The sequence below is a fragment of the Pseudomonas sp. C2.3V genome, from assembly GCF_058536325.1.
The window spans coordinates 93,686-118,683 of record NZ_JBZUBN010000001.1 but is presented as its reverse complement, the minus strand read 5'-3'; the positions used below and the strand labels follow the sequence as shown (position 1 = coordinate 118,683).

Below are 24,998 nucleotides of genomic sequence, written 5' to 3'. Positions count from 1 at the left end.
TGCCGTGATTCCGCCGAAGCGGTCACGAAAGACAGGATCAATTACTTGATCTTGGCTTCCTTGTACATCACGTGCTTACGCACAACCGGATCGAACTTTTTGATTTCGATCTTTTCGGGCTTGGTGCGCTTGTTCTTGTCGGTGGTGTAGAAGTGACCGGTACCGGCACTGGACACCAAACGGATCAATTCACGCATGATGAAGCTCCTTAGAATTTTTCGCCGCGAGTGCGCAGCTCGGACAGTACGGTATCAATACCGCGCTTGTCGATGATACGCATGCCCTTGGCAGAAACGCGCAGACGCACGAAACGCTTCTCGGACTCAACCCAGAAACGATGGTAGTGCAGATTCGGCAGGAAACGACGACGGGTTTTGTTGTTAGCGTGGGAAACATTGTTCCCAGTAACCGGACCCTTACCGGTCACTTGACAGACTCTAGACATGCCTCAGCCCTCATAAACCACATGCCAAACCCGGCATGGGTTGGCCGCTTGAATCGTTTGAAAATTCCGTTTAGTCGGGGCGGTGTCGGCTTTTCTGCAACACTCACAGAGCCATGCCCCGAAAAAAGAGCGCTGTTTTATACCAGAAGAGCCTTGATACATCAAGGACATAACCTATTGGGCCGACCAGGTGAGACCCGCATGGATACTGCGTTGCAGAAGGACTTCCCAAAACAATTCGACCATTCGTCGTGAAATTGAATTGAGATGAACGGTGCAGTGGTCTAGCGTAGACCCTTGGCACCATGAGCTCCATGGACGGCCACCTACCTATTCAAAAGGAGCACCCCATGCGCTTTGCCGCTTTGCCACTGCTGTTCGCGCCGCTGCTGGCCCAGGCCGCCACATTGAGCGTCTGTACCGAAGCAAGCCCCGACGGCTTTGATGTGGTGCAGTATAACTCGCTGACCACGACGAATGCTTCAGCAGATGTGTTGATGAACCGACTGGTGGAGTTCGATCCGACGCGTGGAGAGCTGGTCCCGAGCCTTGCCGAGCGGTGGCAGGTCTCCCAGGACGGTCTAACCTATGATTTCACGCTGCGCCCGGATGTGAAATTTCACCAGACCGACTACTTCAAGCCCAGTCGGGACCTCAATGCAGACGATGTGGTGTTCAGCTTCGAGCGCATGCTCGATCCCAAGCATCCCTGGCACGGGGTCGCCAAGGGTGGCTATCCTCATGCGCAATCCATGCAGTGGCCTGACCTGATCAAGTCAGTGGAAAAGGTTGGCGACCATCAGGTGCGTATCGTCCTGAACCGTCCGGATGCGACATTCCTGCCCACGTTGAGTATGGGGTTCGCCTCGATCTATTCCGCCGAGTACACCGATCAGCTGCTCAAGGCAGGCAAGCCCGAACAGCTCAACAGCGAGCCCATCGGCACCGGCCCGTTTGTGTTTCACCGCTTTCAAAAAGATGCAGCCATCCGTTACGAGGCCAATGCCAATTATTTTGGCGGCAAGCCCAAGGTCGATAACCTGATCTATGCCATCACGCCCGATGCCGCTGTGCGCATGCAGCGTCTCAAGCGTGGCGAGTGCCAGGTTGCACTTTCTCCCAAACCACAGGATGTCACCGATGCTCAGAAGGATTCGACCCTGAAGGTTGTCCAGACGCCAGCATTTATGACCGCGTTCGTGGGGATCAATACCCAGCATGCTCCCCTTGATAATCCCAAGGTCCGGCAGGCCATCAACCTGGCGTTCGACAAGAAGAACTATGTGAAGGCTGTATTTGAAAACAGCGCCACTCCGGCTGACGGCATCTACCCACCCACTACCTGGGGCTATGCCAAGGACATCACGCCGTATGCCTACGATCCGGAAAAAGCCAAGGCGCTGCTGGCCGACGCAGGGCAGAAAGAGGGTTTCAGTACCACCATCTGGACACGCCCCAGCGGCAGTCTGTTGAACCCCAATCCCAGCCTGGGCGCGCAGATGCTGCAGGCGGATCTGGCCAAGATCGGCGTCAAAGCAGACATCCGCGTGATTGAATGGGGTGAGCTGATCCGCCGCGCCAAAAATGGCGAACACGACCTCCTGTTCATGGGTTGGGCAGGCGATAACGGTGACCCGGATAACTATCTGACACCGCAGTTCTCCTGTGCTTCGGTCAAATCCGGCCTTAACTTCGCCCGTTATTGCAATCAGACGCTCGATACAGCCATACGCGAGGGCAAGGCGGTGTCCAATCAGGCGGAACGCACCAAGCGTTATCATACGGCTCAGCAGATCATTCACGATCAGGCCCTATGGCTACCGCTGGCTCATCCCACCGTCTCGGTTCTGACCCGTCAGGGTGTTGAGGGTTATCAGGCCAACCCCTTCGGTCGCCAGGACTTCTCCAAGGTCAGCGTCAGTCGATGAGGCGAGGGCGGCAGGCTTGCGCAATGGCCTGTCGCCCGACTGCTCTTACAGCCAACCATATTCAGCCATGGACAATGGCTCGCCTTCGCCCACGATGAAGTGATCGAGCACCCGCACATCGATCAGCGAAAGCGCTTCCTTGAGCCGCTGGGTGAGAATGCGATCCGACTGGCTGGGCTCTGCGATGCCGGAAGGGTGGTTATGGGTGAGGATCAGGGCCGCTGCGTTATGAGCCAGGGCGCGCTTGACGACCTGCCGTGGATAGACGCTAGCACCATCGATGGTGCCGTGAAACAGCGCTTCGAACGCCAGAACACGGTGTTTGGCATCCAGGAACAGGCAGCCGAAGATCTCATGGGGCTCATGACGCAGGCGGGCCTTCAGGTAGTCCTTGACAGCTTGCGGACTTTCTAGCGCGGAATCACGCCGCAGACGCTCTGCCAAGTGGCGGCGGCCCATTTCCAGAACGGCCTGCAGCTGGGTGAACTTGGCCGGCCCAAGCCCTAGATGCGCGCTGAACGAGGCCAGATCAGCCTCCAGAAGCGCCCGCAGGCTGCCGAATTCCTGCAACAGGTGGCGCGCCAGGTCTACCGCGCTCTTTCCGGTCACACCGGTACGCAGAAAGATAGCCAGCAGCTCGGCATCGGTCAGGGCAACCGCGCCCTGTTCCAGCAACTTCTCACGGGGCCGCTCGTTGGCAGGCCAGTCACGAATACTCATCGAACGCTCCTTGTCGATATCGGCCCGCTACTCCATGGCGGGCGCTGTGCTATCTTAGCCGCACTTTTTGCCTGGCGAACGGCTTATCGACCGCCGTTCGTGCAGACGCGATATCCGTCATAAAAAGCTCCTGTAACCGGCCTCCGGGCCAGTCAGGCTCAACATAAGGCAGGCTCATGCAACGGCTTTATCGTAAACGCATCGTGCTTGGCGTCGGCGGCGGAATCGCCGCATACAAGAGTGCCGAGCTGGTGCGTCGCTTGCGCACCTGTGGCGCGGAAGTCCGGGTCGTCATGACTCAGGGCGGCCGTGAATTCATCACTCCCCTGACCCTTCAGGCCCTATCGGGCCACCCGGTGCATCTTGATCTGCTCGATCCGGCAGCCGAAGCGGCGATGGGGCATATCGAGCTGGCCCGCTGGGCGGACCTCGTCCTGATCGCGCCGGCTACAGCCGATCTGATGGCCCGCCTGAGCCAGGGCATCGCCAATGACCTGTTGACCACAGTCGTGCTGGCAACCGATGCGCCTGTGGCGCTGGCCCCGGCCATGAACCAGGCCATGTGGCGTGACCCGGCGACCCTGGCCAACACCGAACTGCTGAAAAGCCGTGGCTTCAAGCTCTTCGGCCCCGCCTCGGGCAGCCAGGCCTGCGGAGATGTGGGCATGGGTCGCATGCTCGAACCGGATGATCTGGCGCAACTTGCCGCTGACTGTTTCGCCCGGCAGAGCCTGACGGGTCAGCACATGCTGATCACTGCAGGCCCCACGCAGGAAAACATCGACCCGGTGCGCTACATCACCAATCACAGCTCTGGGAAAATGGGCTTTGCCCTGGCCGAGGCGGCCGTGGAAGCAGGGGCTCGCGTCACCCTGGTGACGGGCCCCGTCCACCTGCCGACGCCTGATCGCGTCAGCCGTGTGGATGTCGTCAGTGCCCGCGACATGCTGGCCGCCTGTGAGGCGGCCATGCCATGTGATGTGTTGATCGCCGCAGCCGCCGTGGCTGACTTTCGCCCAGAAGTCGTCGCGCCACACAAGCTCAAGAAAGATCCCGCCAGCGGCGAGGGCATGCTGCTTCAGATGGTGCGCAACCCAGATATCCTGGCCACCCTGGCGCGCCGCCCGGATCGGCCGTTCAGCGTAGGTTTTGCCGCCGAGACGGAGCACCTGCTCGACTACGCCTCGCGCAAGCTGGTGGACAAGAATCTCGACCTCATCGTCGCCAACGACGTAGCCAACCCGGCCATTGGCTTCAACAGCGAAGACAATGCCGTCAGCGTCATTGACCGCGACCTGCACGAAACCCGCTTCGCCCAGACCAGCAAGGGCAAGATCGCCCGCCAGCTGATCGACTTTATCGCCAACCGACTCAGACAAACACAGACTCATGCATAGCCTTCAAGCCAAGATTCTCGATCCCCGCCTCGGTACTGATTTTCCGTTGCCAGCCTACGCAACGTCCGGCTCTGCCGGGCTCGACTTACGTGCCATGCTCAAGGACGACATAACCCTGGAGCCGGGCCAGACGGTTCTGATTCCAACCGGCCTGTCCATCTACATTGCCGATCCGGGCCTGGCGGCGCTTGTTCTGCCGCGCTCGGGCCTAGGCCATAAGCACGGCATCGTGCTGGGCAATCTGGTTGGTCTGATCGACTCGGACTATCAGGGCGAACTGATGGTCTCATGCTGGAACCGTGGTCAAACCACTTTCACCATTACTGTGGGTGAACGCATCGCCCAGCTCATGCTGGTACCGGTCGTTCAGGCGCATTTCAAACTGGTGGACGAGTTCGAGCAAACCGAGCGAGGCGCAGGCGGTTTCGGACACTCCGGTACCCGCTGACCGCCGAGCCTGCCTCCCAGGGACAGAAACGAGGTGCTGCATTGAAAAACACCAAGCGCAAGGCCACGCCCAAAGGCCCCGCTCAAGAAAAGAACAAGAACGTCTCTCTGCTACCCGGTCTTCTACCTGCCCTGGCGGGCTCCTTCCTGGGACTGGGCCTGCTGTGGGGTCTCGCCATCGAGCCGCTGCAGCGGGACTCCCAGACACAATTGACCCAGGCCTGGGGACAAGGGCAGGCCGCCGCTGTGAGCCAGGCGCTGAGCCAGCTGGAAAATCGCGCCCGCATGACTGCTGCCGAGCCCATGGTGGTCCAGGCACTGACCCAGTCCAACGAGGACTTGCGCTCATCAGCCGAGCAGATTCTTCAGCACGGCGGCCTGATCGATGCCCATCTGGTTCGTCAGAACAGCAGCCAGCCCAACGAGACAAGGCCGGGGCCCTTGAACTTCGCCGCTCTGGATCTGGCACGTCGTGTCAGCTCAGGGCAGCCTGCCGGATCAGAAGCCTACCGGGTCGGCCAGAAATGGCTGGTTTATACCGCAGCCCCCGTTACTGCAAGCGACAGCCGGGTCGTTGGCACCGTCCTGCTGGTACAGGACCTGCGCGTCCTGCTAAGCGGCCTGACAGGCATGCCCATCGAGGCGGGCCACTGGCAGCTGACTCAGCGCTTCAACCAGGCTGCGCCTCAACGGTTGGCAGAGGGCGGCATACCGGTCACTGCCGATACGCATACCTTCAAGACCAATAACCCTCTCTGGACGCTGGAAGTAATACCGGCCACCTCGTTCAGTGCTGGCTGGCCGTTATGGACGTTGCCAGCGGCGCTCATCCTGTCGCTGGCCGGGGCCGGGGCCGGGCTTTTGCTGCTGCGCAGGCACCTGCAACGGCGTCTCGTTGACGATGTGTGCAGTCTCTCCCGTTTTCATCAGGAACTTGTTAGCGGTCTTGTGGCCCAACGGCCTGTTTTGCGGTTCTCACAACTCGAACCCCTGACACAGGCACTGGTCGGGCCACCGCCGAAATCCACCGAAGCAGCCGCTTCGGTCACGGCGCCTGCAGAGGCGACCGTAACGGCATTGGCCAAGCAAGGCAGCGCGTCGTATACAGACCCGATGTTTCCAAGCAGTGACGACATACTTGATATCGATATCCTCGACGAAGACCAGGATCTCCTGGGATTGGAGAAACCCCTAATGAGCAACACCGTTCAAGCCCCGAAACTCAATACCAGCATTTTCCGCGCCTACGACATCCGTGGCGTAGTGGGCGACTCCCTGACGCCGGAAACCGCGTACTGGATCGGTCGCGCCATCGGCTCCGAAAGCCTGGCCCGTAACGAGCCCAACGTGGCCGTAGGCCGTGATGGCCGCTTGTCCGGCCCGGAACTGGTCGAGCAGCTGATCAAGGGGATCGCTGATACCGGCGCAACCGTCAGCGACATCGGCATGGTGCCAACACCCGTTCTGTACTACGCAGCCAACATTCTGGCTGGCAAGTCCGGTGTGATGCTCACAGGTAGCCACAATCCGCCGGATTACAACGGTTTCAAGATCGTGATCGCCGGCGAGACCCTGGCCAACGAAAGTATTCAGCGCCTGCGCGAGCGCATCGAGACCGGCGACGTTGCAACCGGTCAGGGTACCGTTGAAAAGATCAACGTACTGGATCGCTATTTCGACCAGATCAAGAACGACATCGTCCTGGCCAAGAAGCTGAAAGTCGTGGTCGACTGCGGCAACGGTGTGGCCGGTGTAGTTGCACCCCAGCTGATCGAAGCCCTGGGCTGCACCGTTATTCCGCTGTTCTGCGACGTTGACGGTAACTTCCCGAATCACCATCCGGATCCGGGCAAGCCCGAGAACCTGGAAGACCTGATCGCCAAGGTCAAGGAAACCGGCGCCGACCTGGGTCTGGCCTTTGATGGCGACGGCGACCGCGTAGGCGTCGTGACCAACGAAGGCAACATCATTTATCCCGACCAGCTGCTGATGCTGTTCGCCAAGGATGTGGTATCCCGCAACCCGGGCGCCGATATCATCTTTGACGTTAAGTGCACCCGCCGCCTGAACAACCTGATTGCCGGCTACGGCGGTCGTCCGATCATGTGGAAAACCGGTCACTCCCTCATCAAGAAGAAGATGAAGGAAACCGGTGCTCTGCTGGCGGGCGAGATGAGCGGTCATGTGTTCTTCAAAGAGCGCTGGTATGGCTTTGACGATGGCATCTACAGCGCCGTGCGTCTGCTTGAGATCCTGAGCCAGGAGAAGGGCACCGCCCAGCAAGTATTCGATACCTTCCCGGTGGATATCTCTACACCCGAGATCAATATCCAGGTGACCGAAGAAGGCAAGTTCGGCATCATCGATGCCCTGCAGCGCGATGCCAAATGGGGTGATGCACAGATCACCACATTGGACGGCGTGCGTGTCGACTATCAAGAAGGCTGGGGTCTGGTCCGTGCGTCCAACACCACGCCGGTACTGGTGCTGCGCTTCGAGGCTGAAACCCAAGAAGAGCTGGACCGTATCAAGGATGTCTTCCGCAAGCAGCTGCTTGCCGTTCAGCCTGACCTGAACCTGCCGTTCTAACATTCGAACCGCAGAATAAAGGGCGCCCAGGCGCCCTTTATTTTTATCGACCTGAGGAGTACGCCATGACCCTGAGCCGCGATGATGCCTCGCATGTCGCCCAAGTGCTTTCCGAAGCGCTGCCCTATATTCGCCGTTTCGTCGGCAAGACGCTGGTAATCAAGTACGGCGGCAACGCCATGGAAAGCGATGAGCTCAAGGCCGGCTTTGCCCGTGACATCGTGCTGATGAAGGCCGTGGGAATCAACCCGGTCGTGGTGCATGGTGGCGGCCCCCAGATCGGTGATCTGCTCAAGCGCCTGAGCATCGAAAGCAATTTCATCGACGGCATGCGTGTCACCGACAGCCAGACCATGGACGTCGTGGAAATGGTCCTGGGCGGTCAGGTGAACAAGGACATCGTCAACCTAATCAACCGTCATGGCGGTCGTGCCATTGGCCTGACCGGCAAGGACGCCAACCTGATTCGAGCGACCAAGCTCACTGTCAGCCGTCAGACACCGGAGATGACCAAGCCGGAAATCATCGATATTGGTCAGGTCGGAGAGGTCAGCGGTGTAAACACCGAACTTTTGAACATGCTGGTATCGGGTGATTTCATTCCCGTCATTGCACCCATTGGCGTGGGCGCAAACGGGGAGTCCTACAACATCAACGCGGACCTGGTAGCAGGGAAGGTAGCCGAAGCCCTCAAGGCTGAAAAGTTGATGCTTCTCACAAATATCGCCGGCTTGATGGACAAAGAAGGGCAGGTTCTGACCGGATTGACCACTGAGCAGGTAAACGGCCTGATTGCCGACGGCACCATTTACGGGGGCATGCTGCCCAAGATTCGCTGTGCCCTCGAAGCGGTGCAGGGTGGGGTACAAAGCGCCCACATTATTGATGGCCGCGTCCCTAATGCTGTACTGCTGGAGATCTTCACCGATATCGGTGTGGGCACATTGATTACCAATCAGCAGCTGTAAGCCTAAAAACGGGGCTCAGGCCCCGTTTCCAGTGGAATCGCTTACTCATCCAGAAGCTGTACGATCCGGGCGCGATCCGCATTGAAGTTGGCCTCTGCCGTCTGGCGATCCTTGATATACCGGTCCAGCTCGCTCTGCAGGCGATGCTCTTCCCCCTTGAGCGCCTCGATCCGCTGAAGCAGATCGTCCGGCACAGCCTGACCACCACGCTGATAACTGGCCGCCTGGCTCATGAGCGTGTCGCGCTGCTGGTTGAGCGCCTGAAGATTCCCGCGCTTGACAGCCGCCAAGCCGTCCAGCTCGTTCAGTTTACGCACCTTGGCGCGGTCGACATCCGCCACACTGCTGTACAGCCTGAGCAGATTTGCGTCCGCCTGGGCCTGCTGCTTGGCTGCCGCCCGTCGGAGAATTTCCTCAGCAGGCGGGGCAGGGGGCACGACCTTCATGACGCGCCCCTGCTCGTTGAGAATATCGTATCCCTTGCCTGCATATTCAGCTGGCACGCCCTGCCGATCGATTACGGTCACACCGTTGCGATCCACATAGCGATACAGCTGGATGGGGGTGGACTCAGCAGCCAGAACACTACTTGTCAGTAAAATCAGGGCGCTCCCAAGCACCGCCTTTTTTCTTCTCGCCACCGCCATCTCGCCTCATGCGTCAGTTCAGATACCGTAATTCGCGCGGTAGGCTTCAACAGCCGGCAGATGCTGCTTCAGCTCAGTGTCACCGGCCAGATACTCCAGTACCTGATCCAGGGCCACGATACTGACGACTGGCATTCCAAAGTCCCGCTCGACCTCTTGAATGGCCGACAACTCGCCTTTACCACGCTCCTGACGATTCAATGCAATCAATACGCCAGCAGGCGTAGCACCTTGTGCCTGGATGATCTGCATGACCTCGCGGATTGCAGTACCGGCCGTGATGACATCGTCGATAATCAGGACGCGACCCGCCAGCGGAGCCCCCACCAACATGCCGCCTTCACCGTGATCCTTGGCCTCTTTTCGGTTGAAGCACCAAGGCAGGTCACGACCATGTTCTTCGGCCAGCGCAACGGCTGTAGCGGCAGCCAGCGGAATCCCTTTATAGGCCGGACCGAACAATACGTCGAAATTAAGGCCTGAGTCTGTGACCGCAGCGGCGTAGAAACGTCCTAGCTGAGCCAAGGCGTTTCCGCTGTTGAACAAACCGGCATTGAAGAAATACGGACTAACACGTCCGGACTTCAATGTGAATTCACCGAAGCGCAGAACTCCGCGCTCGATAGCAAAACGAATGAAATTGCGTTGATACGCCTGCATTACGAAAATCCCGGGCGGCATGAATTTAGCTAAAGCGTTTGAGCTCGGGTATCATACATCCACGATTTTTTGGGGGCCATTTATGCGGATCATTAGTATGAACGTGAATGGTATTCAGGCTGCCGTTGAGCGAGGGTTGCTCAATTGGCTTCAAGGCCAGAATGCCGACGTGATCTGCTTGCAGGACACCCGCGCCTCCGCCTTCGATCTGGAAGATCCTGCCTACCAACTGGATGGCTACTTCCTCTATGCCTGCGACGCCGAGGTACCCAGCCAGGGCGGTGTTGCGCTGTATAGCAAGCTCCAGCCCAAAGCGGTCATCAGCGGCCTGGGTTTTGAGACTGCAGATCGTTACGGACGCTACCTGCAAGCTGATTTTGACAAGGTGAGTATTGCCACACTGCTTTTGCCTTCTGGCATGGGCGGTGATGATGAACTGAACCACAAGTTCAAGTTCATGGACGACTTCACCAATTACCTGAACAAGCAGCGCCGCAAGCGCCGCGAGTACATCTATTGCGGTTCGCTCTACGTCGCACATCAGAAGATCGATGTGAAGAACTGGCGCGAATGCCAGCAGATGCCGGGCTTCCTGGCACCTGAGCGGGCCTGGATGGACGAAGTGATCGGCAATATGGGCTATGTGGATGCCCTGCGCGAGATCAGCCGTGATGGCGACCAGTTCAGCTGGTGGCCGGACAGTGAGCAGGCCGAGCACCTGAACCTTGGCTGGCGCTTCGACTATCAGATCCTGACACCGGGTCTGCGCCGTTTCGTGCGTTCGGCACGTCTGCCTCGGCAGCCGCGCTTCTCACAGCATGCTCCGCTGATGATCGATTACGATTGGGCGCTCAGCATCTGAGAGTTGTTGGTAATAAATAAAAAACCGGCCCAGGGCCGGTTTTTTATTGTCTGACGCTCAGTCCACCGGTCGCCAGCAGAAGGGGTATCGGTAAGGGCGGCCCTTGTTGGCCTTGAGGCCCGCGATAACGGTCAGCACAAAGGCCCACACGCCTACGAGAACCATCAGAGGAAACCCGATCAGCACCCAGGCGAGCAGCCAGCAGAGCAGGGTGGCCACCGTGATGGTGAGCTGGAAGTTGAGTGCTTCCTTGCCCTGATCATCAATGAAGGGATCAGCCTCCCGCTTGAACTGCCAGACGACGAGCGGTCCGATGACATTGCCGATCATGGGCGCCACGAACCACAGAAACGCCGAATAATGGCAGAGCATGGCCCAACGGCGTGCATCTGCACTGGGGACTTGCTGTAGTTCGTTCATACGCCCTCGTCAGGTCATTCGGCCAAGGCGGCCTTTTGTATCTCGAACAGATCCTTGATGCCTTTCTGAGCCAGCGCCAGCATGGCGTTGAACTCTTCAGGCTGGAAGGGCGCACCTTCCGCCGTGCCCTGGACTTCGATGAAGCCGCCAGCATCGGTCATGATCACATTCAGATCGGTCTCGGCAGTGGAATCTTCAAGATAGTCTAGATCCAGCACCGGTGCGCCCTGGTAGATACCCACAGAGACGGCTGCAACCATCTGCTTGAGCGGGTTGCCCTTGAGCCCGCTACGCTTCTTGAGCGCCGCCAGCGCATCGACCAGCGCCACACAGGCTCCGGTCACAGAGGCCGTACGGGTACCGCCATCGGCCTGGATCACGTCGCAGTCGATGTACAGGGTGTTCTCGCTCAGCTTGGTCAGATCTACCGCCGCACGCAGCGAGCGACCGATCAGGCGCTGGATTTCCAGGGTACGGCCACCCTGCTTGCCACGGGAGGCTTCACGCTGGGTACGTTCGCCGGTCGCACGTGGCAGCATGCCGTATTCGGCCGTCAGCCAACCTTGCCCCTTGCCCTTCAGGAAGCGTGGCACTCCGGCCTCGACGCTGACCGTGCAGATCACTTTAGTGTCACCGAACTCCACCAGAACCGAACCTTCGGCATGCTTGGTGTAGTGACGGGTGATGCGGATCTCGCGTAACTGGTCGGCAGCGCGACCACTCGGACGATTCATGTAGGGATACCTGTTGCAGGAGAAAACTGGTCGTCATTATAGGCCCCATAGAGGATCATGCGACATCACTACGTTGGGCCCACCGTCAGGCTGGGGTAGACTTACCTCTTTTTTGCGGACCGCTCTGCAGCGAAAACGCTTCCGTGATCGTTGCCGGGTATTCCCGCACTGCTTAAGCGAGGACATTCCATGGTGCATAGCATGACGGCCTTCGCCCGCGTTGAACGCGCGGGTGTGTACGGTACGCTGAGCTGGGAGTTGCGCTCGGTCAATCATCGCTATCTGGAGCCGCACCTGCGTTTGCCTGAAGCGTTTCGCGACCTTGAAAGCAGTGTCCGCGAGGCACTGCGCCAGGGTCTGTCACGTGGCAAGGTGGAATGCACCCTGCGTTTCAGCGAAGAGAATGCCGCACCCAGCCTACAGATTGATGAACAGCGCGCCGGCCAGCTGATTGCAGCAGCCGAACGCCTGGCGTCGATGATCCAACAGCCCGCCCTGATCGATCCGATGACCGTCCTGAGCTGGCCGGGTGTACTGATCTCCCAGAGCGCCGACCCACAGGCCCTAAATGCCGAGGCAAAAGCCCTGTTTGCAGCCGCACTGGATGAACTCAAGGCCGGCCGCAACCGTGAGGGAGCGGAGCTGGCCCGCCTGATCGAGGAGCGCCTGCAGGCCATTCTGGTCGAAGTGGCCGCGCTTCGTGAGCTGATTCCCGAGATGCTCGCCGCCCAGCGCCAGAAGATTCTCGACCGCTTTGCCGAGCTAAGCCTTGAGGCCGATCCACAGCGGCTCGAACAGGAGCTGGTCATGCTGGCCCAGAAAAGCGACGTGGCAGAAGAGCTGGACCGTCTAACGACGCACGTAGGCGAGGTGAGTCGTGTGCTCAAGGCTGGAGGCGCCGCCGGCCGTCGCCTGGACTTCCTCATGCAGGAACTCAACCGCGAAGCCAACACCCTAGGCTCAAAAGCCTTTGACCCGCGCTCCACCCAGGCGGCGGTCAATCTCAAAGTATTGATAGAACAAATGCGCGAACAAGTGCAGAACATCGAATAGGCCATTCACTATGACAGCCCTCCCTGGCACCCTTTACATCGTTTCGGCGCCTTCGGGTGCAGGCAAGACCAGCCTGGTCAAGGCCCTGCTCGATGCCCTGCCTGAAGTCCGTGTATCCGTCTCCCACACCACGCGCACCATGCGCCCGGGCGAGGTCGACGGGGTCAACTATCACTTCGTGGATGTCTCGACCTTCCAGGGCCTGCTGGAGCATGGCGATTTCCTGGAGCATGCCGAAGTGTTCGGCAACTACTACGGTACGTCCCAGCGCCAGCTGGAGCAGACCCTCGCCGAAGGTCACGACCTGATCCTCGAGATCGATTGGCAGGGTGCCCAACAGGTACGTCGCAAGATGCCTCATGCTCAGTCCATCTTTATCCTGCCGCCCAGCCAGGAAGCCCTGCGCCAGCGACTGAACAACCGCGGGCAGGATAGCCATGAGGTGATCGAGCGACGCATGCACGAAGCGGTCAGCGAGATGAGCCACTATGTCGAATATGACTACCTGATCATCAATGATGACTTCGCCTCGGCACTGGAAGATCTGAAGTCCGTCTTCCGAGCCAGGCAACTGCGTCTGGACCGCCAGCAACGCCGACACAACGAATTGCTCGAAAAGCTCCTGATCCAGCGGTCATGAGCCAAACGGCACTTCCCTTAGCACTGCCGATTTTTTAGACTACACAGTCCTCCCGCTTCGGGATCACATTACCACCGAGGAACACCATGGCCCGCGTCACCGTTGAAGACTGCCTGGATAACGTCGATAACCGTTTCGAACTGGTCATGCTCGCCACCAAGCGCTCGCGTCAGCTCGCAACCGGCGGCAAAGAGCCCAAAGTACCGTGGGATAATGACAAGCCGACCGTAGTGGCCCTGCGTGAAATCGCTGAAGGCCTGGTCGATGACGAAGTGGTTCGTCAGGAAGATATCGTTGAAGAAGAGCCGCTGTTCGCTGCTTTCGAAGAAAACAACGAGGCCGATAGCGAGGCGCTGTAAGATGCCGGACCGACGAGCCGTCACGTGGGCCGGCAGGAGATAAGCCATCCATGCCAGCCATAGACACGTTCTCCGAACGGCTCGCGTCCTATTTGAGCCCTGATCAGGTCAACCTGGTCCGCCGCGCCTATTACTACGCCGAGCAAGCTCACGATGGGCAGCGCCGCCGCAGCGGCGAGCCCTACGTGACCCACCCGCTTGCGGTCGCCAATATCCTGGCCGATATGCACATGGACCATCAGAGCCTGATGGCCGCCATGCTGCACGACGTCATCGAGGATACCGGCATTGCCAAAGAGGCGCTCATGGCGCAGTTCGGCGAAACTGTGGCCGAGCTGGTGGACGGGGTCAGCAAACTGACCCAGATGCAATTCGAGACCAAGGCCGAGGCTCAGGCGGAAAACTTCCAGAAAATGGCCATGGCCATGGCGCGTGACATTCGCGTCATTCTGGTCAAGCTGGCCGACCGGCTGCATAACATGCGCACCCTTGATGCCATGCCGCCGGACAAGAGCCGCCGCATCGCCAAGGAAACCCTGGAAATTTATGCACCGATCGCCAACCGGCTGGGCATGCACAACATGTATGCCGAATTCGAGGATCTGGGTTTTCGGGCCATGCATCCCATGCGCGCCGAGCGTATCCGGCGTGCAGTCAAGGCCGCCCGGGGCAATCGCCGCGAGATCGTCAGCAAGATCCAGGAGTCACTGACCAGCTGTCTGCAGCGTGAAGGGCTGCCGGGCGAGGTGATCGGTCGCGAAAAGCACCTTTACAGCATCTACCAGAAGATGCGGGGCAAGCGTAAGTCGTTCAATGAAATCATGGACGTCTATGCCTTCCGCCTCATCGTCGACAAGGTCGACACCTGCTACCGCGTCCTGGGTGCGGTGCACAGCCTGTACAAGCCGATTCCGGGCCGCTTCAAGGATTACATCGCCATTCCCAAGGCCAACGGTTACCAATCCCTGCATACGACCCTGTTCGGCATCCATGGCGTACCGATTGAAATCCAGATTCGCACCCGCGAAATGGAAGACATGGCTAACAACGGCATTGCAGCGCACTGGCTCTACAAGTCAGGTGAAGAGGAGCCAAAGGGCTCCCACGCCCGTGCTCGCCAGTGGGTAAAGGGCATCCTTGAACTCCAGCAGCGCGCCGGCAACTCCCTTGAATTCATCGAGAACGTGAAGATTGACCTGTTCCCGGACGAGGTCTATGTCTTCACGCCAAAAGGTCGGATCATGGAGCTGCCCAAGGGCTCCACGCCGGTCGACTTTGCCTATGCGGTACATACCGATGTGGGCAACAGCTGCATTGCCTGCCGCATCAACCGCCGTCTGGCACCGCTGTCACAGCCGCTCAATAGTGGTGAGACGGTAGAGATCATCACGGCACCCGGCACACGGCCTAATCCAGCCTGGCTGAATTTTGTCGTGACCGGCAAGGCGCGGACGAATATCCGCCATGCACTCAAGCAGCAGCGCCGATCCGAATCGATCAGCCTGGGCGAGCGTCTGCTCAACAAGGCGCTGGCCAACTTCAATACCCAGCTCTCCAGGATTTCCCTGCCGCGTATCCTGCCGGTTCTGGCGGAATACAAGGTAGTGGTACTCGAAGACCTGCTGGAAGAGATCGGCCTGGGCAACCAGATGGCCTACGTGGTCGCCCGTCGCCTGGTATCGGCCGATGCCGAAAGCCAGGAAGACAAGGCGCAGACCGAAGGCCCGCTCGCGATTCGGGGTACCGAAGGGCTAGTCCTCAGCTATGCCAAGTGCTGTACGCCGATTCCAGGCGACCCGATCGTTGGGCACCTGTCGGCGGGCAAGGGCATGGTCGTCCATCTGGACACCTGCAAGAACATCGCCGAGATTCGCCAGAATCCCGAGAAATGCATCCCGCTCACCTGGGCAAAGGATGTGGTTGGCGAATTCAATGTGGAGCTACGCGTTCAACTGGAGCATCAGCGCGGCCTGATCGCCATGCTGGCGACCAGCGTAACGGCAGTGGATGCCAACGTTGAAAAGATCAGCATGAACGAGCGCGACGGCCGCATCAGCGTGGTTCAGCTGGTGGTCAGCGTGCATGACCGTGTACATCTGGCTCGGGTCATTCGAAAACTGCGTACGCTTTCCGGCGTCGCCAGCATCACACGCGTTCGCAGTTAACGAGCCTTTCCACCTGTCCCTGATGCCTGCTAGCCTGTCGGTTCTATCGACAGGCTTTTTGTCATCTGGATAAAGGAGCGACTCCATGAGCAAGACCGTGATCCATACCGAGAATGCACCGGCCGCCATCGGCACCTACTCCCAGGCGATCAAGGTCGGGAATACGGTTTACCTGTCCGGGCAGATCCCGCTGGATCCCAAGACCATGGAGCTGGTAGAAGGCTTCGAGGCGCAGACCGTACAGGTATTCGAGAACCTGAAAGCCGTTGCGGAAGCCGCGGGCGGTTCGCTGGCCGATATCGCCAAGCTGAACATCTTCCTGACTGACCTCAGCCACTTTGCCAAAGTGAACGAGATCATGGGTCGTTACTTCCAGCAGCCCTATCCGGCGCGTGCCGCCATTGGCGTAGCAGCGCTGCCCAAGGGTGCCCAGGTTGAAATGGACGGTATCCTGGTTCTGGAATAAGCACGACAGGGCGCAGCCCTACGGCTGCGCCTGCTTGTCCTAGACATTCAGGATAGCGGAATAGCCTTCGCGAAAGCTGGGGTATTGCGGCGTCCATCCTAATTCACGGGCGCGCGTATTGCGGCAGCGCTTGCTACCGGCCCGGCGTACGGCAGATTCCTCCGCCCAATGGGTAACGCCCAGTTGCTCACGCAACCACATGACGACATCGTGGAGCGGAGCGGGCTCGTCATCCACCCCTAGGTAAACAGAATCCAGCGCAACGCCCTGTTGATCCGCGCTCAACAGATGAGCGAGCAGCGCGGCAGCATCGTCAACGTGAATACGGTTGCCATACAGCGGTGGCTCACTGGCGGCGCGATACCCCTGGCGAACCTGATTGAGCAGCCATTCGCGACCAGGGCCGTAAATACCGCTCAAGCGTACAGCTGTAGCGGGCAGGCCGCTTGCCTGAGCCACCTGTTCGGCTTCCAGCAGAATCTTTCCGGAATAATCTTCGGGCTCGGTAGCGGCGGTCTCGTCCACCCACTCGCCGTTTTTCTGCCCGTATACGCCAGAGCTGGAAATAAAGACCAGCCGACGCGGCATTTGCTGGTGCTGTTCAAGCCACGCCAGCACATGCTGAAGGCCCTCGACATAGGCAGTACGGTAACCGGTTTCATCGTGCCGGGTCGCCGCTGCGGCGTATACGACATAATCCAGCGGCCCGGTCGGCCATTGCGCTGGCGCCTCCGCGGCGGTCAGGTCGCCTGCGACCGGTAGAATAACGCTGGGCAGCTGTTCCACCGAGCGGCGCAGCCCATGCACCGTCCAGCCAGCCGCCTGCAGGCGTATACCCAGGCGGCTGCCAACGTCGCCACAGCCGGCAATCAGAACACGAGGGGAGACGGACATAGGAATACCTGCATCAATAGCGATCGAATGGAGTAGCTTGCCGAGTCACGTTTTAAGCCTCAAGCCTTGCAACACAGCTTGGTTCAAAAAAGAGCAGCCGTTATGCTTGCAGGTGATAGTATTTGTTAATTGGTCATTAGCTGACCCGTCTGGCGAACGACTCGGAACGGACGACCTTCAAGCGTCGCCGTCATTTCGGAATGGCGCCTTGCCTGACACCTCGCCGAGCCTCGTGCGCCGCTGTGTATGGAAAGGCTCTAAGGATTGATTCAATCATGACCCTCACTGAATTGCGCTATATCGTGACTCTTGCCCAGGAGCAGCATTTCGGCCGTGCCGCCGAACGTTGCCATGTCAGCCAGCCGACTCTGTCGGTCGGGGTGAAGAAGCTTGAGGACGAATTGGGCATCCTGATCTTTGAACGCAGCAAGAGTGCGGTTCGCCTGACACCCACGGGTGAAAGCATTGTGGCCCAGGCCCAAAAGGTGCTGGAACAGGCCCAGGGTATTCGCGAGCTGGCCCAGGCGGGCAAGAACCAGCTCAGCGCTCCGCTGAAGATCGGCGCCATCTATACGATTGGTCCTTATCTGTTTCCCCACCTGGTTCCCCAGCTGAACCGCGTGGCGCCGGAAATGCCGCTGTATATCGAAGAGAATTTCACGCACGTCCTGCGGGACAAGCTGCGCACCGGTGAACTCGACGCCATCATCATCGCGTTGCCGTTCAGCGAGCCGGACGTTCTGACCAAGGCGCTCTATGACGAGCCCTTCTACGTCATGATGCCCGCACGCCACCCATGGACGGAGCTCAAGTCGATCGATAATGCCCAGCTCAGCGACAAAAGTCTGTTGCTGCTGGGTGAAGGGCACTGCTTCCGCGATCAGGTGCTTGAAGCCTGTCCGACGGTGCGCAAGCATGGGGACGAAGCCAAGCATACCCAGGTCGAGTCCTCATCGCTGGAAACCATCCGCCACATGGTGGCCTCCGGGCTAGGCGTGTCTGTCCTGCCGTTCTCGGCGGTGGAAAGTCATCATTATGCGCCGGGCGTGATCGAGGTTCGCCCGTTCACCGCGCCGGTGCCTTATCGTACGGTCGCCATTGCCTGGCGAGCCAGCTTCCCGCGTCCACGCGCCATCGAGGTGCTGGCCGACTCGGTACGCCTGTGCTCCGTGGCCCGACCTGAAGCGGCAGGAGTCGTACAACCGGCATGACCGAACTGTCTGCGATCCCGGTCACCGCGCTGAAAGGCATCGGCGCGGCCATGGCAGAGAAGTTGGCCAGGGTAGGGCTCGAGAATCTGCAGGACGTCCTGTTCCATCTGCCTTTGCGCTACCAGGACCGTACCCGGGTCGTCCCGATCGGGGCCTTACGCCCTGGGCAGGACGCTGTTGTAGAAGGCGTCGTAGCCACCGCTGATGTCATCATGGGTCGCCGCCGCAGCCTGCTGGTTCGCCTGCAGGACGGCAGTGGCACATTGAGCCTGCGCTTCTTTCATTTCAGCCAGGCCCAGAAGGATGGCATGAAGCGTGGCACGCACCTGCGCTGCTACGGTGAAGTACGGCCCGGTGCATCGGGGCTTGAAATCTATCATCCGGAATACCGGGCCCTGAAGGATGACGCGCCAGCGCCTGTCGAACAGACACTGACGCCGATCTATCCGACCACCGAAGGGCTGACCCAGCTGCGCCTGCGACAGTTGACCGAACAAGCACTGGAGCGACTGGGGCCGCATAGCCTGCCAGACTGGCTGCCACCGGAAATGGCAAAACAGTACAAGCTTGGCCCTCTGGCCGAGGCCCTGCGCTATCTCCACCGCCCGCCGCCGGACGCCGATGTTGAGGAGCTGGCAATAGGTCATCATTGGGCACAGCGCCGGCTGGTTTTCGAGGAGCTGTTGACCCATCAGCTCTCCCTGCAACGCCTGCGTGAAACCATGCGCGCGCAGCAGGCACCGCCATTGCCACCTGCTAAAAAACTACCCAAACAATACCTGGCCAACCTGGGCTTCAAGCCTACCGGCGCCCAGCAGCGGGTCGGTGCAGAAATTGCCCATGATCTGGCCCAGCATGAACCCATGCTGCGTCTGGTACAGGGTGACGTAGGGGCAGGCAAGACCGTGGTCGCGGCCATGGCTGCACTGCAGGCCATTGAGGCTGGGTATCAGGTCGCCCTGATGGCGCCGACAGAAATCCTGGCCGAGCAGCACTACCTGAATTTTCAACGCTGGTTCGAGCCTCTGGGGCTGGAGGTTGCCTGGCTGGCTGGCAAGCTCAAGGGCAAGGCGCGCGCCGCGTCACTGGAGCGCATTGCGGCCGGAACGCCCATGGTTGTCGGCACCCACGCTCTTTTTCAAAGTGAAGTCCACTTTGCGCGGCTGGCCCTTGTCATCATTGATGAGCAGCACCGCTTCGGTGTTCAACAGCGGCTGGCCTTGAGGCAGAAAGGTGTAGAAGGGCGCCTGAGCCCTCATCAGCTCATCATGACCGCGACGCCCATTCCGCGCACACTAGCCATGAGCGCCTATGCGGATCTGGATACCTCGGTGCTGGACGAATTGCCCCCAGGCCGTACGCCGGTCAATACCGTCACCATTACCGATACCCGTCGCGAAGAAGTCGTGGAGCGTGTGCGCGCCGCCTGCCTGGAAGGCCGACAGGCCTATTGGGTGTGTACGCTGATCGAAGAGTCTGAGGAGCTGACCTGTCAGGCCGCGGAAACCACCTTCGAGGAATTGTCGCTGGCCCTGGGCGAGCTGCGGGTCGGCTTGATCCACGGCCGGATGAAGCCCGCTGAGAAGGCCGAGATCATGGCGCAGTTCAAGGCGGGCGAGTTGCAGCTGCTGGTAGCCACCACAGTGATCGAGGTTGGCGTGGACGTACCCAACGCGAGCCTCATGATCATCGAGAACCCCGAGCGGCTGGGCCTTGCCCAGTTGCACCAGTTGCGCGGCCGGGTAGGGCGGGGCAGTGCGGTCAGCCACTGTGTGCTGCTGTTCCATCCTCCGCTGTCGCATATTGGCCGTGAGCGGCTGGCGATCATGCGGGAGACGAACGACGGCTTCGTGATTGCCGAACGGGATCTGGAATTGCGTGGCCCGGGTGAAATGCTGGGTACCCGGCAAACCGGTCTCCTGCAATTCAAGGTCGCCGATCTGATGCGCGATGCCGATCTGCTCCCGGCGGTACGGGATGCCGCTCAGGAACTGCTGGCAAAATGGCCCGCCCATGTCAGTCCACTGTTGGAACGTTGGCTACGCCATGGTCAGCAATACGGCCAGGTCTAAATAAAAGTTTGTGACCTTTGGTCAGAGGCATTCCAGTGCGGCGCGAGGTAGTTATACTGGCTACATCTGGCCTAGCGGAAATACCATGACTGACGTAGCCCACACCTCCGAGCCAACCCCTCATGCACCAGCGCCCATCAAGGAGATGCTGGATAAGCTGGGGGTGTCCTATCGTGAAGTGAATTCCACGATGGGCCTCTCTTCCAATGCCCAACGCGTACAGGCCGTCCTGCTGGATGACTCGACTGGGGTTCTGATGGTTCTGTTTCCGCAGAACCAGCTGCTCGACCTTAACCGTCTGTCGGAATTAACCGGCCGCACGCTGACCGTCATGAAGCCTGAACGGCTGTCCCAGGCGCTGCACAAGCACGAACTCAAGGTGCTGCCGGGCCTGCCTACGTTGAGTAGTTCGCCCTGCCTGTATGACGAACGCCTGCTCAAGGAGCCCAACCTGCTGTTGGAGTCTGGCGAGGAGGATGTCTTGCTGGAAGTCTCCGTGGATGATTTCCGTCGCCTACTGGCCGAGGCCAACCCGGGCCGTTTCGGCGAGCCGCTGCTGGACATTCAGCCCAATCAGACGCGCCCGGAAGCGGACGATGCGGAAATCACCCGCGCCGTCACGCATTTCACGGCGCGCCGTATCAAGCAGCGCCTCGATGAGACGCTGGAAATCCCGCCGCTGTCCAAGACAGCTGAGAAAATCATCAAGCTGCGCGTCAATCCCGAAGCGACGGTCGATGATCTGGCCGGTGTGGTGGAAACCGACCCGGCGCTAGCCGCCCAGGTCATCAGCTGGGCGTCTTCTCCGTATTACGCGGCGCCCGGCAAGATTCGCTCCGTGGAAGATGCAATCGTTCGGGTTCTGGGTTTCGACCTGGTCATCAACTTGGCGCTGGGCCTGACACTCGGCAAGACGATCACGTTGCCCAAGGACAAGCCGCAAAGCGCAACGCCGTACTGGAAACAGTCCATCTTTACCGCCGCCGTCATCGAAGGGCTGGCGCGCGCCATGCCACGCAAGGTTCGTCCTGAGATGGGCATTGCCTACCTGTGCGGACTGTTACATAACTTTGGCTATCTGGTGCTGGCTCATGTATTCCCGCCGCATTTCTCACTGATCTGCCGTCACGTGGAAGCCAACCCGCATCTGGACAGCAGCCTGATTGAGCGCCACCTGATCGGCATCACCCGTGAGCAGATCGGCGCCTGGCTGATGCGTAACTGGGAAATGCCGGAAGAACTGGTAGCCGCGCTTCGCTTCCAGGCCTATCCGGCCTATGACGGGCCCAACGCCATCTATGCCAACCTGACCTTCATGGCCGTGCAACTGCTGCGCGCTGAAGGCATTGGCAGCGGCCCGGCACGTCCCATTCCGCCTGAGCTGTATGAGCGCCTGGGGCTGACTCCTGAAAAGGCGCAGGAATGCCTGAGCCGCATCATGGGTGCCGAAGCGGCCCTGCGCGAACTGGCGTCTCAACTGCCTCAGTAAAAACTGCAGGCTAGACGGCTTTCTTCATGAACAGTCGTCCAGCCTGAGGAACTTCACCCCTCGCTTGCTTGCCGACAGAAATAAGGGTCAGGCTTTTCGCCTGCCCATCGAATGGAGGACAAGCAACATGCCAAGTGCAGAGGGCAAGATCCGTTATGCGGTTGTCGCGGGTGGCTGGATTTCCCAGGGTGCGTTCATGCCGGGTGTCGGCCAGACCAGCAATTCGGTCATGACGGCGTTGGTGACAGGCGATCCGGTCAAGGCCGACGAACTGGCCAAACGGTACAACCTCAAGAGCTATCGCTACGAGGACTTTCCGGCACTGCTGTCCTCCGGTGAGATCGACGCCATTTACCTGGCTACACCCAACTTCCGCCACCGCGAATTTGCCGTACCGGCACTTGAGGCAGGTATCCACGTGCTGCTGGAAAAGCCCATGGCCACCAGCGAGGAAGACTGCATGGCCATTATCGAGGCGTCCAAGAAGTCGGGTGCCAAGCTCATGATCGCTTATCGCCTGCACTGCGAGCCGGGGACGGTTGAAATGGTCGAGCGCATACGCAAGGGTGATATTGGCGACCCACGTATCTTCACTTCCACGTTCGCCCAGCCTTTAGACCCGCAGAATCATCGCGCCCTGAATGGTTACTGGGCAGGACCAGTACCGGACATGGGGCCATATCCGCTCAATGCCGTTCGCAACCTGTTTGGTGACGAGCCTATCGAAGTGCATGCCGTGGGGGTCAATACACCCGGGCGTGACATCACGACCTATGACGCAGTGTCCGTCACCCTGCGCTTCCCTCAGGAGCGCCTGGCGCAGTTTACCGTCAGCTACAGCGCACCCAATACCGAGCGCTTCCAGGTAGTCGGCTCGAAAGGCGAAATCGAGGCGTCGCCCTGTTTCGGTTTTGGTGAAGGTGTAGCTATCACCTATCGTGCGACCATCGAGGGTGAGACACAGGAACATAAACATCCTGTCGTCGACCAGTTCGGTGGCGAGACCGAATATTTTTCCGACTGCATCCTGAATGATCGGATACCTGAGATGGACGGTGATGAAGGCTGGCGGGACATTCGGGTGTTGGCTGCCATCGAGCGGGCGCTGGAAACCGGACAGACCCAGACGCTGGAGCCATTGCCGCCCCGCCAGGGTCCTACTCAGGCGCAGGTGCGTACACTGCCGCTCGCCAAGGTGCCGGACTACATCAATACCACCGAACCTACCACCTGATGCTGTTACAGGCTCGCGAAGCGTCTTGAAACGCTTCGCGGGTCGATCCGGCCTGCTGACGGTGCGAGGCGGGCCCACATCCAGTACCCTGATGCACATTCCGTTGCTCAAGGTTGTCCGTCATGACCAATGCTCGCCGTCTCGTTCTTATTCTTGCCATCTTTCTTGCCGTGATTGCGGTGGCAGCCCTCGGCTACCGTGCCTATCGAACCGATGCGGCGCCAACACCTGCCGAGCTGATGGACGCGGGCATCGTCATGCTGCCTCAAGGCAAGGCACTTCCTGCACTCAACTTTACGAATCAGGACAAGGAAGCGATTACGCTCGACTCGCTGAAAGGGCAGTGGCGATTGATGTTCTTCGGCTATACCTTCTGCCCGGACGTCTGTCCGGCGACCCTAGCGCAGCTCAAGCAACTGTTCACCAAACTGCCTGAAAAGGATCGCAATGCGCTGGGCGTAACGTTTGTAACCGTCGATCCTGCCCGGGATACACCGGAGCGGCTGAAACAATACGTAGAGTTTTTCAACCCAGGCTTCAAAGCCCTGGCAGGTGACATGGCCGACACCCAGACGCTGGCCAATACCGTCGGGATTCCCTTCATTCCGGCCGATACCACCCAGCAGAGCTACACCGTGGACCATGGCGCCAATCTGGTTCTGATCGACCCGAACGGCCGTGCTGTCGGTTATGTACGCCAGCCCATGCAGCTGGATCTGTTGGCCCAGCAATTGCCACGTCTGATGGAAGCCAAGCGCTAATGACTATACGCTTGCTGATCAATCTGGATGTCGACGACCTGGAGCGCGGTATCCAGTTTTATACGCAGGCGCTGGATCTGACGGTGCAGCGTAAGCTCTATGATGAACAAGTCGTTGAGCTAGCCGGGGCAGATGTTCCGATCTATCTGCTACAAAAGCCAGCGGGTAGCGAAACCGCAGGACAGGTGCGCCAGTACGGCCAGCACTGGACACCTGTACATCTCGACGTTGTAGTCGATAACCTCGATGTTGCCTTGGCAAAAGTACTAGCCGCCGGGGCTACATTGGAGGGTGACGTCCGGCGTTCGGCATTTCGAGACATGGCCGTGCTTCGTGATCCTTTTGGCCATGGCTTCTGCCTGCTGCGCTTTTATGGCGAACCCTATAGCGACGGCTAATAGCCTCACTTGGCGAATAGTTGATCGATGTCCTTGAACGCCTTAAACTCCAGCGCGTTACCGCACGGGTCCAGCAGGAACATGGTGGCCTGTTCACCTACTTGTCCCTTGAAGCGCACGTAGGGCTCGATTACAAACGCCGTTTCACGTGCCTTCAGGCGATCCGCCAACGCTTCCCACTCAGCCCAACCCAATACGACACCAAAGTGCGGCACAGGCACATCATGGCCATCCACAGGATTGGTATGGGCATGTTCCTGCGCCGCGGTACGCGGGTGTTCGTGAATCACCAACTGATGGCCAAAAAAGTCGAAATCGACCCATTGCTCGCTGCTGCGACCTTCAGGGCAGCCAAAAACGTCACCATAAAAATGCCGGGCGGCCGCCAGGTCGTACACAGGAATAGCCAGGTGGAAAGGGGAGAGCGCCATGAGAAACC

26 protein-coding genes are annotated in these 24,998 nt (G+C 59.4%); 17 read left to right on the top strand and 9 right to left on the bottom strand.

Annotated features, from left to right (window positions below):
* Nucleotides 1-41: 41 nt before the first annotated feature.
* Nucleotides 42-197 carry a 50S ribosomal protein L33 gene (rpmG, locus tag AC4LF3_RS00580; RefSeq protein ID WP_010796459.1) on the bottom strand — a complete coding sequence of 52 codons (156 nt, stop codon included), beginning with the start codon at nt 195-197 and terminating at the stop codon, nt 42-44.
* Nucleotides 198-208: 11 nt separating this feature from the next.
* Nucleotides 209-445, bottom strand: coding sequence for a 50S ribosomal protein L28 (gene rpmB, locus AC4LF3_RS00575; RefSeq protein ID WP_010796458.1), 237 nt, complete (start codon nt 443-445; stop codon nt 209-211).
* Nucleotides 446-795: 350 nt separating this feature from the next.
* On the opposite strand from rpmB, the gene AC4LF3_RS00570 reads away from it, so the two are divergent.
* Complete coding sequence (locus AC4LF3_RS00570; RefSeq protein ID WP_491834601.1) at nt 796-2,373, top strand: ABC transporter substrate-binding protein; 1,578 nt, start codon at nt 796-798, stop codon at nt 2,371-2,373.
* 45 nt (nt 2,374-2,418) lie between these two features.
* Here the strand turns inward: AC4LF3_RS00570 and radC are convergent, their stop codons facing one another.
* The gene (radC, locus tag AC4LF3_RS00565) at nt 2,419-3,093 is read right to left on the bottom strand and encodes a RadC family protein (RefSeq protein WP_289925489.1); all 675 of its coding nucleotides are present in this window, start codon (nt 3,091-3,093) and stop codon (nt 2,419-2,421) included.
* A 176-nt stretch (nt 3,094-3,269) separates the two neighbouring features.
* On the opposite strand from radC, the gene coaBC reads away from it, so the two are divergent.
* From coaBC to argB, 4 genes are all read left to right on the top strand, one after another.
* On the top strand, nt 3,270-4,490 hold the full coding sequence (gene coaBC, locus AC4LF3_RS00560) for a bifunctional phosphopantothenoylcysteine decarboxylase/phosphopantothenate--cysteine ligase CoaBC (RefSeq protein WP_010796455.1): 1,221 nt from the start codon (nt 3,270-3,272) through the stop codon (nt 4,488-4,490).
* Nucleotides 4,483-4,938 (top strand): dUTP diphosphatase, encoded by a 456-nt coding sequence (dut, locus tag AC4LF3_RS00555; protein ID WP_010796454.1) that lies wholly within the window; start codon nt 4,483-4,485, stop codon nt 4,936-4,938. The genes coaBC and dut overlap by 8 nt, the downstream gene beginning before the upstream one ends.
* A gap of 1,193 nt (nt 4,939-6,131) precedes the next feature.
* Nucleotides 6,132-7,526, top strand: a complete 1,395-nt coding sequence (algC, locus tag AC4LF3_RS00550; protein WP_491836226.1) for a phosphomannomutase/phosphoglucomutase — start codon at nt 6,132-6,134, stop codon at nt 7,524-7,526.
* Between the two features lie 65 nt (nt 7,527-7,591).
* Complete coding sequence (gene argB, locus AC4LF3_RS00545) at nt 7,592-8,494, top strand: acetylglutamate kinase (RefSeq protein WP_010796452.1); 903 nt, start codon at nt 7,592-7,594, stop codon at nt 8,492-8,494.
* 41 nt (nt 8,495-8,535) lie between these two features.
* On the opposite strand, the gene AC4LF3_RS00540 is transcribed toward argB, so the two are convergent.
* Together AC4LF3_RS00540 and pyrE are read right to left on the bottom strand one after the other, a co-directional pair.
* Nucleotides 8,536-9,135, bottom strand: a complete 600-nt coding sequence (locus AC4LF3_RS00540) for a DUF4124 domain-containing protein (RefSeq protein WP_371106364.1) — start codon at nt 9,133-9,135, stop codon at nt 8,536-8,538.
* A gap of 24 nt (nt 9,136-9,159) precedes the next feature.
* Nucleotides 9,160-9,801, bottom strand: coding sequence for an orotate phosphoribosyltransferase (pyrE, locus tag AC4LF3_RS00535; RefSeq protein WP_122041140.1), 642 nt, complete (start codon nt 9,799-9,801; stop codon nt 9,160-9,162).
* An 82-nt stretch (nt 9,802-9,883) separates the two neighbouring features.
* On the opposite strand from pyrE, the gene crc reads away from it, so the two are divergent.
* Nucleotides 9,884-10,663 carry a catabolite repression control protein Crc gene (crc, locus tag AC4LF3_RS00530; RefSeq protein WP_037029885.1) on the top strand — a complete coding sequence of 260 codons (780 nt, stop codon included), beginning with the start codon at nt 9,884-9,886 and terminating at the stop codon, nt 10,661-10,663.
* A gap of 57 nt (nt 10,664-10,720) precedes the next feature.
* Here the strand turns inward: crc and AC4LF3_RS00525 are convergent, their stop codons facing one another.
* Together AC4LF3_RS00525 and rph are read right to left on the bottom strand one after the other, a co-directional pair.
* On the bottom strand, nt 10,721-11,083 hold the full coding sequence (locus AC4LF3_RS00525; RefSeq protein WP_010796448.1) for a DUF4870 domain-containing protein: 363 nt from the start codon (nt 11,081-11,083) through the stop codon (nt 10,721-10,723).
* Between the two features lie 14 nt (nt 11,084-11,097).
* Complete coding sequence (rph, locus tag AC4LF3_RS00520) at nt 11,098-11,817, bottom strand: ribonuclease PH (RefSeq protein ID WP_491834600.1); 720 nt, start codon at nt 11,815-11,817, stop codon at nt 11,098-11,100.
* 189 nt (nt 11,818-12,006) lie between these two features.
* Here rph and AC4LF3_RS00515 point away from each other — a divergent pair, with 189 nt between their 5' ends.
* The 5 genes from AC4LF3_RS00515 to AC4LF3_RS00495 all read left to right on the top strand — a co-directional run bounded on the left by AC4LF3_RS00515 (nt 12,007) and on the right by AC4LF3_RS00495 (nt 16,500).
* Nucleotides 12,007-12,870, top strand: a complete 864-nt coding sequence (locus tag AC4LF3_RS00515) for a YicC/YloC family endoribonuclease (protein WP_150348324.1) — start codon at nt 12,007-12,009, stop codon at nt 12,868-12,870.
* Nucleotides 12,871-12,880: 10 nt separating this feature from the next.
* Nucleotides 12,881-13,510 carry a guanylate kinase gene (gene gmk, locus AC4LF3_RS00510; protein WP_150348325.1) on the top strand — a complete coding sequence of 210 codons (630 nt, stop codon included), beginning with the start codon at nt 12,881-12,883 and terminating at the stop codon, nt 13,508-13,510.
* Nucleotides 13,511-13,596: 86 nt separating this feature from the next.
* Complete coding sequence (gene rpoZ / locus AC4LF3_RS00505) at nt 13,597-13,869, top strand: DNA-directed RNA polymerase subunit omega (protein WP_010796444.1); 273 nt, start codon at nt 13,597-13,599, stop codon at nt 13,867-13,869.
* 50 nt (nt 13,870-13,919) lie between these two features.
* The gene (gene spoT, locus AC4LF3_RS00500) at nt 13,920-16,034 is read left to right on the top strand and encodes a bifunctional GTP diphosphokinase/guanosine-3',5'-bis pyrophosphate 3'-pyrophosphohydrolase (protein WP_491834599.1); all 2,115 of its coding nucleotides are present in this window, start codon (nt 13,920-13,922) and stop codon (nt 16,032-16,034) included.
* An 85-nt stretch (nt 16,035-16,119) separates the two neighbouring features.
* Entirely contained in the window at nt 16,120-16,500 is a 381-nt protein-coding gene (locus AC4LF3_RS00495; protein WP_010796442.1) for a RidA family protein, read from the top strand.
* Nucleotides 16,501-16,539: 39 nt separating this feature from the next.
* Here the strand turns inward: AC4LF3_RS00495 and AC4LF3_RS00490 are convergent, their stop codons facing one another.
* Nucleotides 16,540-17,394: an NAD-dependent epimerase/dehydratase family protein gene (locus AC4LF3_RS00490; protein WP_491834598.1), complete on the bottom strand. Its 855-nt coding sequence runs from the start codon at nt 17,392-17,394 to the stop codon at nt 16,540-16,542.
* 275 nt (nt 17,395-17,669) lie between these two features.
* On the opposite strand from AC4LF3_RS00490, the gene AC4LF3_RS00485 reads away from it, so the two are divergent.
* The 6 genes from AC4LF3_RS00485 to AC4LF3_RS00460 all read left to right on the top strand — a co-directional run bounded on the left by AC4LF3_RS00485 (nt 17,670) and on the right by AC4LF3_RS00460 (nt 24,559).
* Nucleotides 17,670-18,605 carry a hydrogen peroxide-inducible genes activator gene (locus AC4LF3_RS00485; RefSeq protein WP_010796440.1) on the top strand — a complete coding sequence of 312 codons (936 nt, stop codon included), beginning with the start codon at nt 17,670-17,672 and terminating at the stop codon, nt 18,603-18,605.
* Nucleotides 18,602-20,677 carry an ATP-dependent DNA helicase RecG gene (gene recG / locus AC4LF3_RS00480; RefSeq protein WP_074821118.1) on the top strand — a complete coding sequence of 692 codons (2,076 nt, stop codon included), beginning with the start codon at nt 18,602-18,604 and terminating at the stop codon, nt 20,675-20,677. Before AC4LF3_RS00485 ends, recG begins: the two co-directional genes overlap by 4 nt.
* Nucleotides 20,678-20,762: 85 nt before the next feature.
* A complete protein-coding gene (locus AC4LF3_RS00475; RefSeq protein WP_010796438.1) occupies nt 20,763-22,166 on the top strand; it encodes an aminoacyl-tRNA deacylase and HDOD domain-containing protein in 1,404 nt (467 codons plus the stop codon).
* A 127-nt stretch (nt 22,167-22,293) separates the two neighbouring features.
* Nucleotides 22,294-23,400: a Gfo/Idh/MocA family protein gene (locus AC4LF3_RS00470; RefSeq protein WP_447109442.1), complete on the top strand. Its 1,107-nt coding sequence runs from the start codon at nt 22,294-22,296 to the stop codon at nt 23,398-23,400.
* A 122-nt stretch (nt 23,401-23,522) separates the two neighbouring features.
* Complete coding sequence (locus tag AC4LF3_RS00465; protein ID WP_010796436.1) at nt 23,523-24,161, top strand: SCO family protein; 639 nt, start codon at nt 23,523-23,525, stop codon at nt 24,159-24,161.
* On the top strand, nt 24,161-24,559 hold the full coding sequence (locus AC4LF3_RS00460; protein ID WP_219854955.1) for a VOC family protein: 399 nt from the start codon (nt 24,161-24,163) through the stop codon (nt 24,557-24,559). The genes AC4LF3_RS00465 and AC4LF3_RS00460 overlap by 1 nt, the downstream gene beginning before the upstream one ends.
* 5 nt (nt 24,560-24,564) lie before the next feature.
* Here AC4LF3_RS00460 and AC4LF3_RS00455 read toward each other — a convergent pair whose 3' ends face one another.
* Nucleotides 24,565-24,990 (bottom strand): VOC family protein, encoded by a 426-nt coding sequence (locus AC4LF3_RS00455; RefSeq protein WP_150348329.1) that lies wholly within the window; start codon nt 24,988-24,990, stop codon nt 24,565-24,567.
* Nucleotides 24,991-24,998: the final 8 nt, after the last annotated feature.

What these genes read in the sequence shown, in the direction of transcription:
- AC4LF3_RS00570 (WP_491834601.1), top strand. Translation starts at nt 796, where the DNA reads ATGCGCTTTGCCGCTTTGCCACTGCTGTTCGCGCCGCTGCTGGCCCAG.
- AC4LF3_RS00490 (WP_491834598.1), bottom strand. Translation starts at nt 17,394, where the DNA reads ATGTCCGTCTCCCCTCGTGTTCTGATTGCCGGCTGTGGCGACGTTGGC.
- AC4LF3_RS00485 (WP_010796440.1), top strand. Translation starts at nt 17,670, where the DNA reads ATGACCCTCACTGAATTGCGCTATATCGTGACTCTTGCCCAGGAGCAG.
- radC (WP_289925489.1), bottom strand. Translation starts at nt 3,093, where the DNA reads ATGAGTATTCGTGACTGGCCTGCCAACGAGCGGCCCCGTGAGAAGTTG.
- rph (WP_491834600.1), bottom strand. Translation starts at nt 11,817, where the DNA reads ATGAATCGTCCGAGTGGTCGCGCTGCCGACCAGTTACGCGAGATCCGC.
- gmk (WP_150348325.1), top strand. Translation starts at nt 12,881, where the DNA reads ATGACAGCCCTCCCTGGCACCCTTTACATCGTTTCGGCGCCTTCGGGT.
- AC4LF3_RS00495 (WP_010796442.1), top strand. Translation starts at nt 16,120, where the DNA reads ATGAGCAAGACCGTGATCCATACCGAGAATGCACCGGCCGCCATCGGC.
- recG (WP_074821118.1), top strand. Translation starts at nt 18,602, where the DNA reads ATGACCGAACTGTCTGCGATCCCGGTCACCGCGCTGAAAGGCATCGGC.
- rpmB (WP_010796458.1), bottom strand. Translation starts at nt 445, where the DNA reads ATGTCTAGAGTCTGTCAAGTGACCGGTAAGGGTCCGGTTACTGGGAAC.
- rpmG (WP_010796459.1), bottom strand. Translation starts at nt 197, where the DNA reads ATGCGTGAATTGATCCGTTTGGTGTCCAGTGCCGGTACCGGTCACTTC.
- algC (WP_491836226.1), top strand. Translation starts at nt 6,132, where the DNA reads ATGAGCAACACCGTTCAAGCCCCGAAACTCAATACCAGCATTTTCCGC.
- AC4LF3_RS00525 (WP_010796448.1), bottom strand. Translation starts at nt 11,083, where the DNA reads ATGAACGAACTACAGCAAGTCCCCAGTGCAGATGCACGCCGTTGGGCC.
- argB (WP_010796452.1), top strand. Translation starts at nt 7,592, where the DNA reads ATGACCCTGAGCCGCGATGATGCCTCGCATGTCGCCCAAGTGCTTTCC.
- AC4LF3_RS00515 (WP_150348324.1), top strand. Translation starts at nt 12,007, where the DNA reads ATGGTGCATAGCATGACGGCCTTCGCCCGCGTTGAACGCGCGGGTGTG.
- crc (WP_037029885.1), top strand. Translation starts at nt 9,884, where the DNA reads ATGCGGATCATTAGTATGAACGTGAATGGTATTCAGGCTGCCGTTGAG.
- coaBC (WP_010796455.1), top strand. Translation starts at nt 3,270, where the DNA reads ATGCAACGGCTTTATCGTAAACGCATCGTGCTTGGCGTCGGCGGCGGA.
- AC4LF3_RS00460 (WP_219854955.1), top strand. Translation starts at nt 24,161, where the DNA reads ATGACTATACGCTTGCTGATCAATCTGGATGTCGACGACCTGGAGCGC.
- AC4LF3_RS00465 (WP_010796436.1), top strand. Translation starts at nt 23,523, where the DNA reads ATGACCAATGCTCGCCGTCTCGTTCTTATTCTTGCCATCTTTCTTGCC.
- AC4LF3_RS00475 (WP_010796438.1), top strand. Translation starts at nt 20,763, where the DNA reads ATGACTGACGTAGCCCACACCTCCGAGCCAACCCCTCATGCACCAGCG.
- pyrE (WP_122041140.1), bottom strand. Translation starts at nt 9,801, where the DNA reads ATGCAGGCGTATCAACGCAATTTCATTCGTTTTGCTATCGAGCGCGGA.
- dut (WP_010796454.1), top strand. Translation starts at nt 4,483, where the DNA reads ATGCATAGCCTTCAAGCCAAGATTCTCGATCCCCGCCTCGGTACTGAT.
- AC4LF3_RS00470 (WP_447109442.1), top strand. Translation starts at nt 22,294, where the DNA reads ATGCCAAGTGCAGAGGGCAAGATCCGTTATGCGGTTGTCGCGGGTGGC.
- rpoZ (WP_010796444.1), top strand. Translation starts at nt 13,597, where the DNA reads ATGGCCCGCGTCACCGTTGAAGACTGCCTGGATAACGTCGATAACCGT.
- spoT (WP_491834599.1), top strand. Translation starts at nt 13,920, where the DNA reads ATGCCAGCCATAGACACGTTCTCCGAACGGCTCGCGTCCTATTTGAGC.
- AC4LF3_RS00455 (WP_150348329.1), bottom strand. Translation starts at nt 24,990, where the DNA reads ATGGCGCTCTCCCCTTTCCACCTGGCTATTCCTGTGTACGACCTGGCG.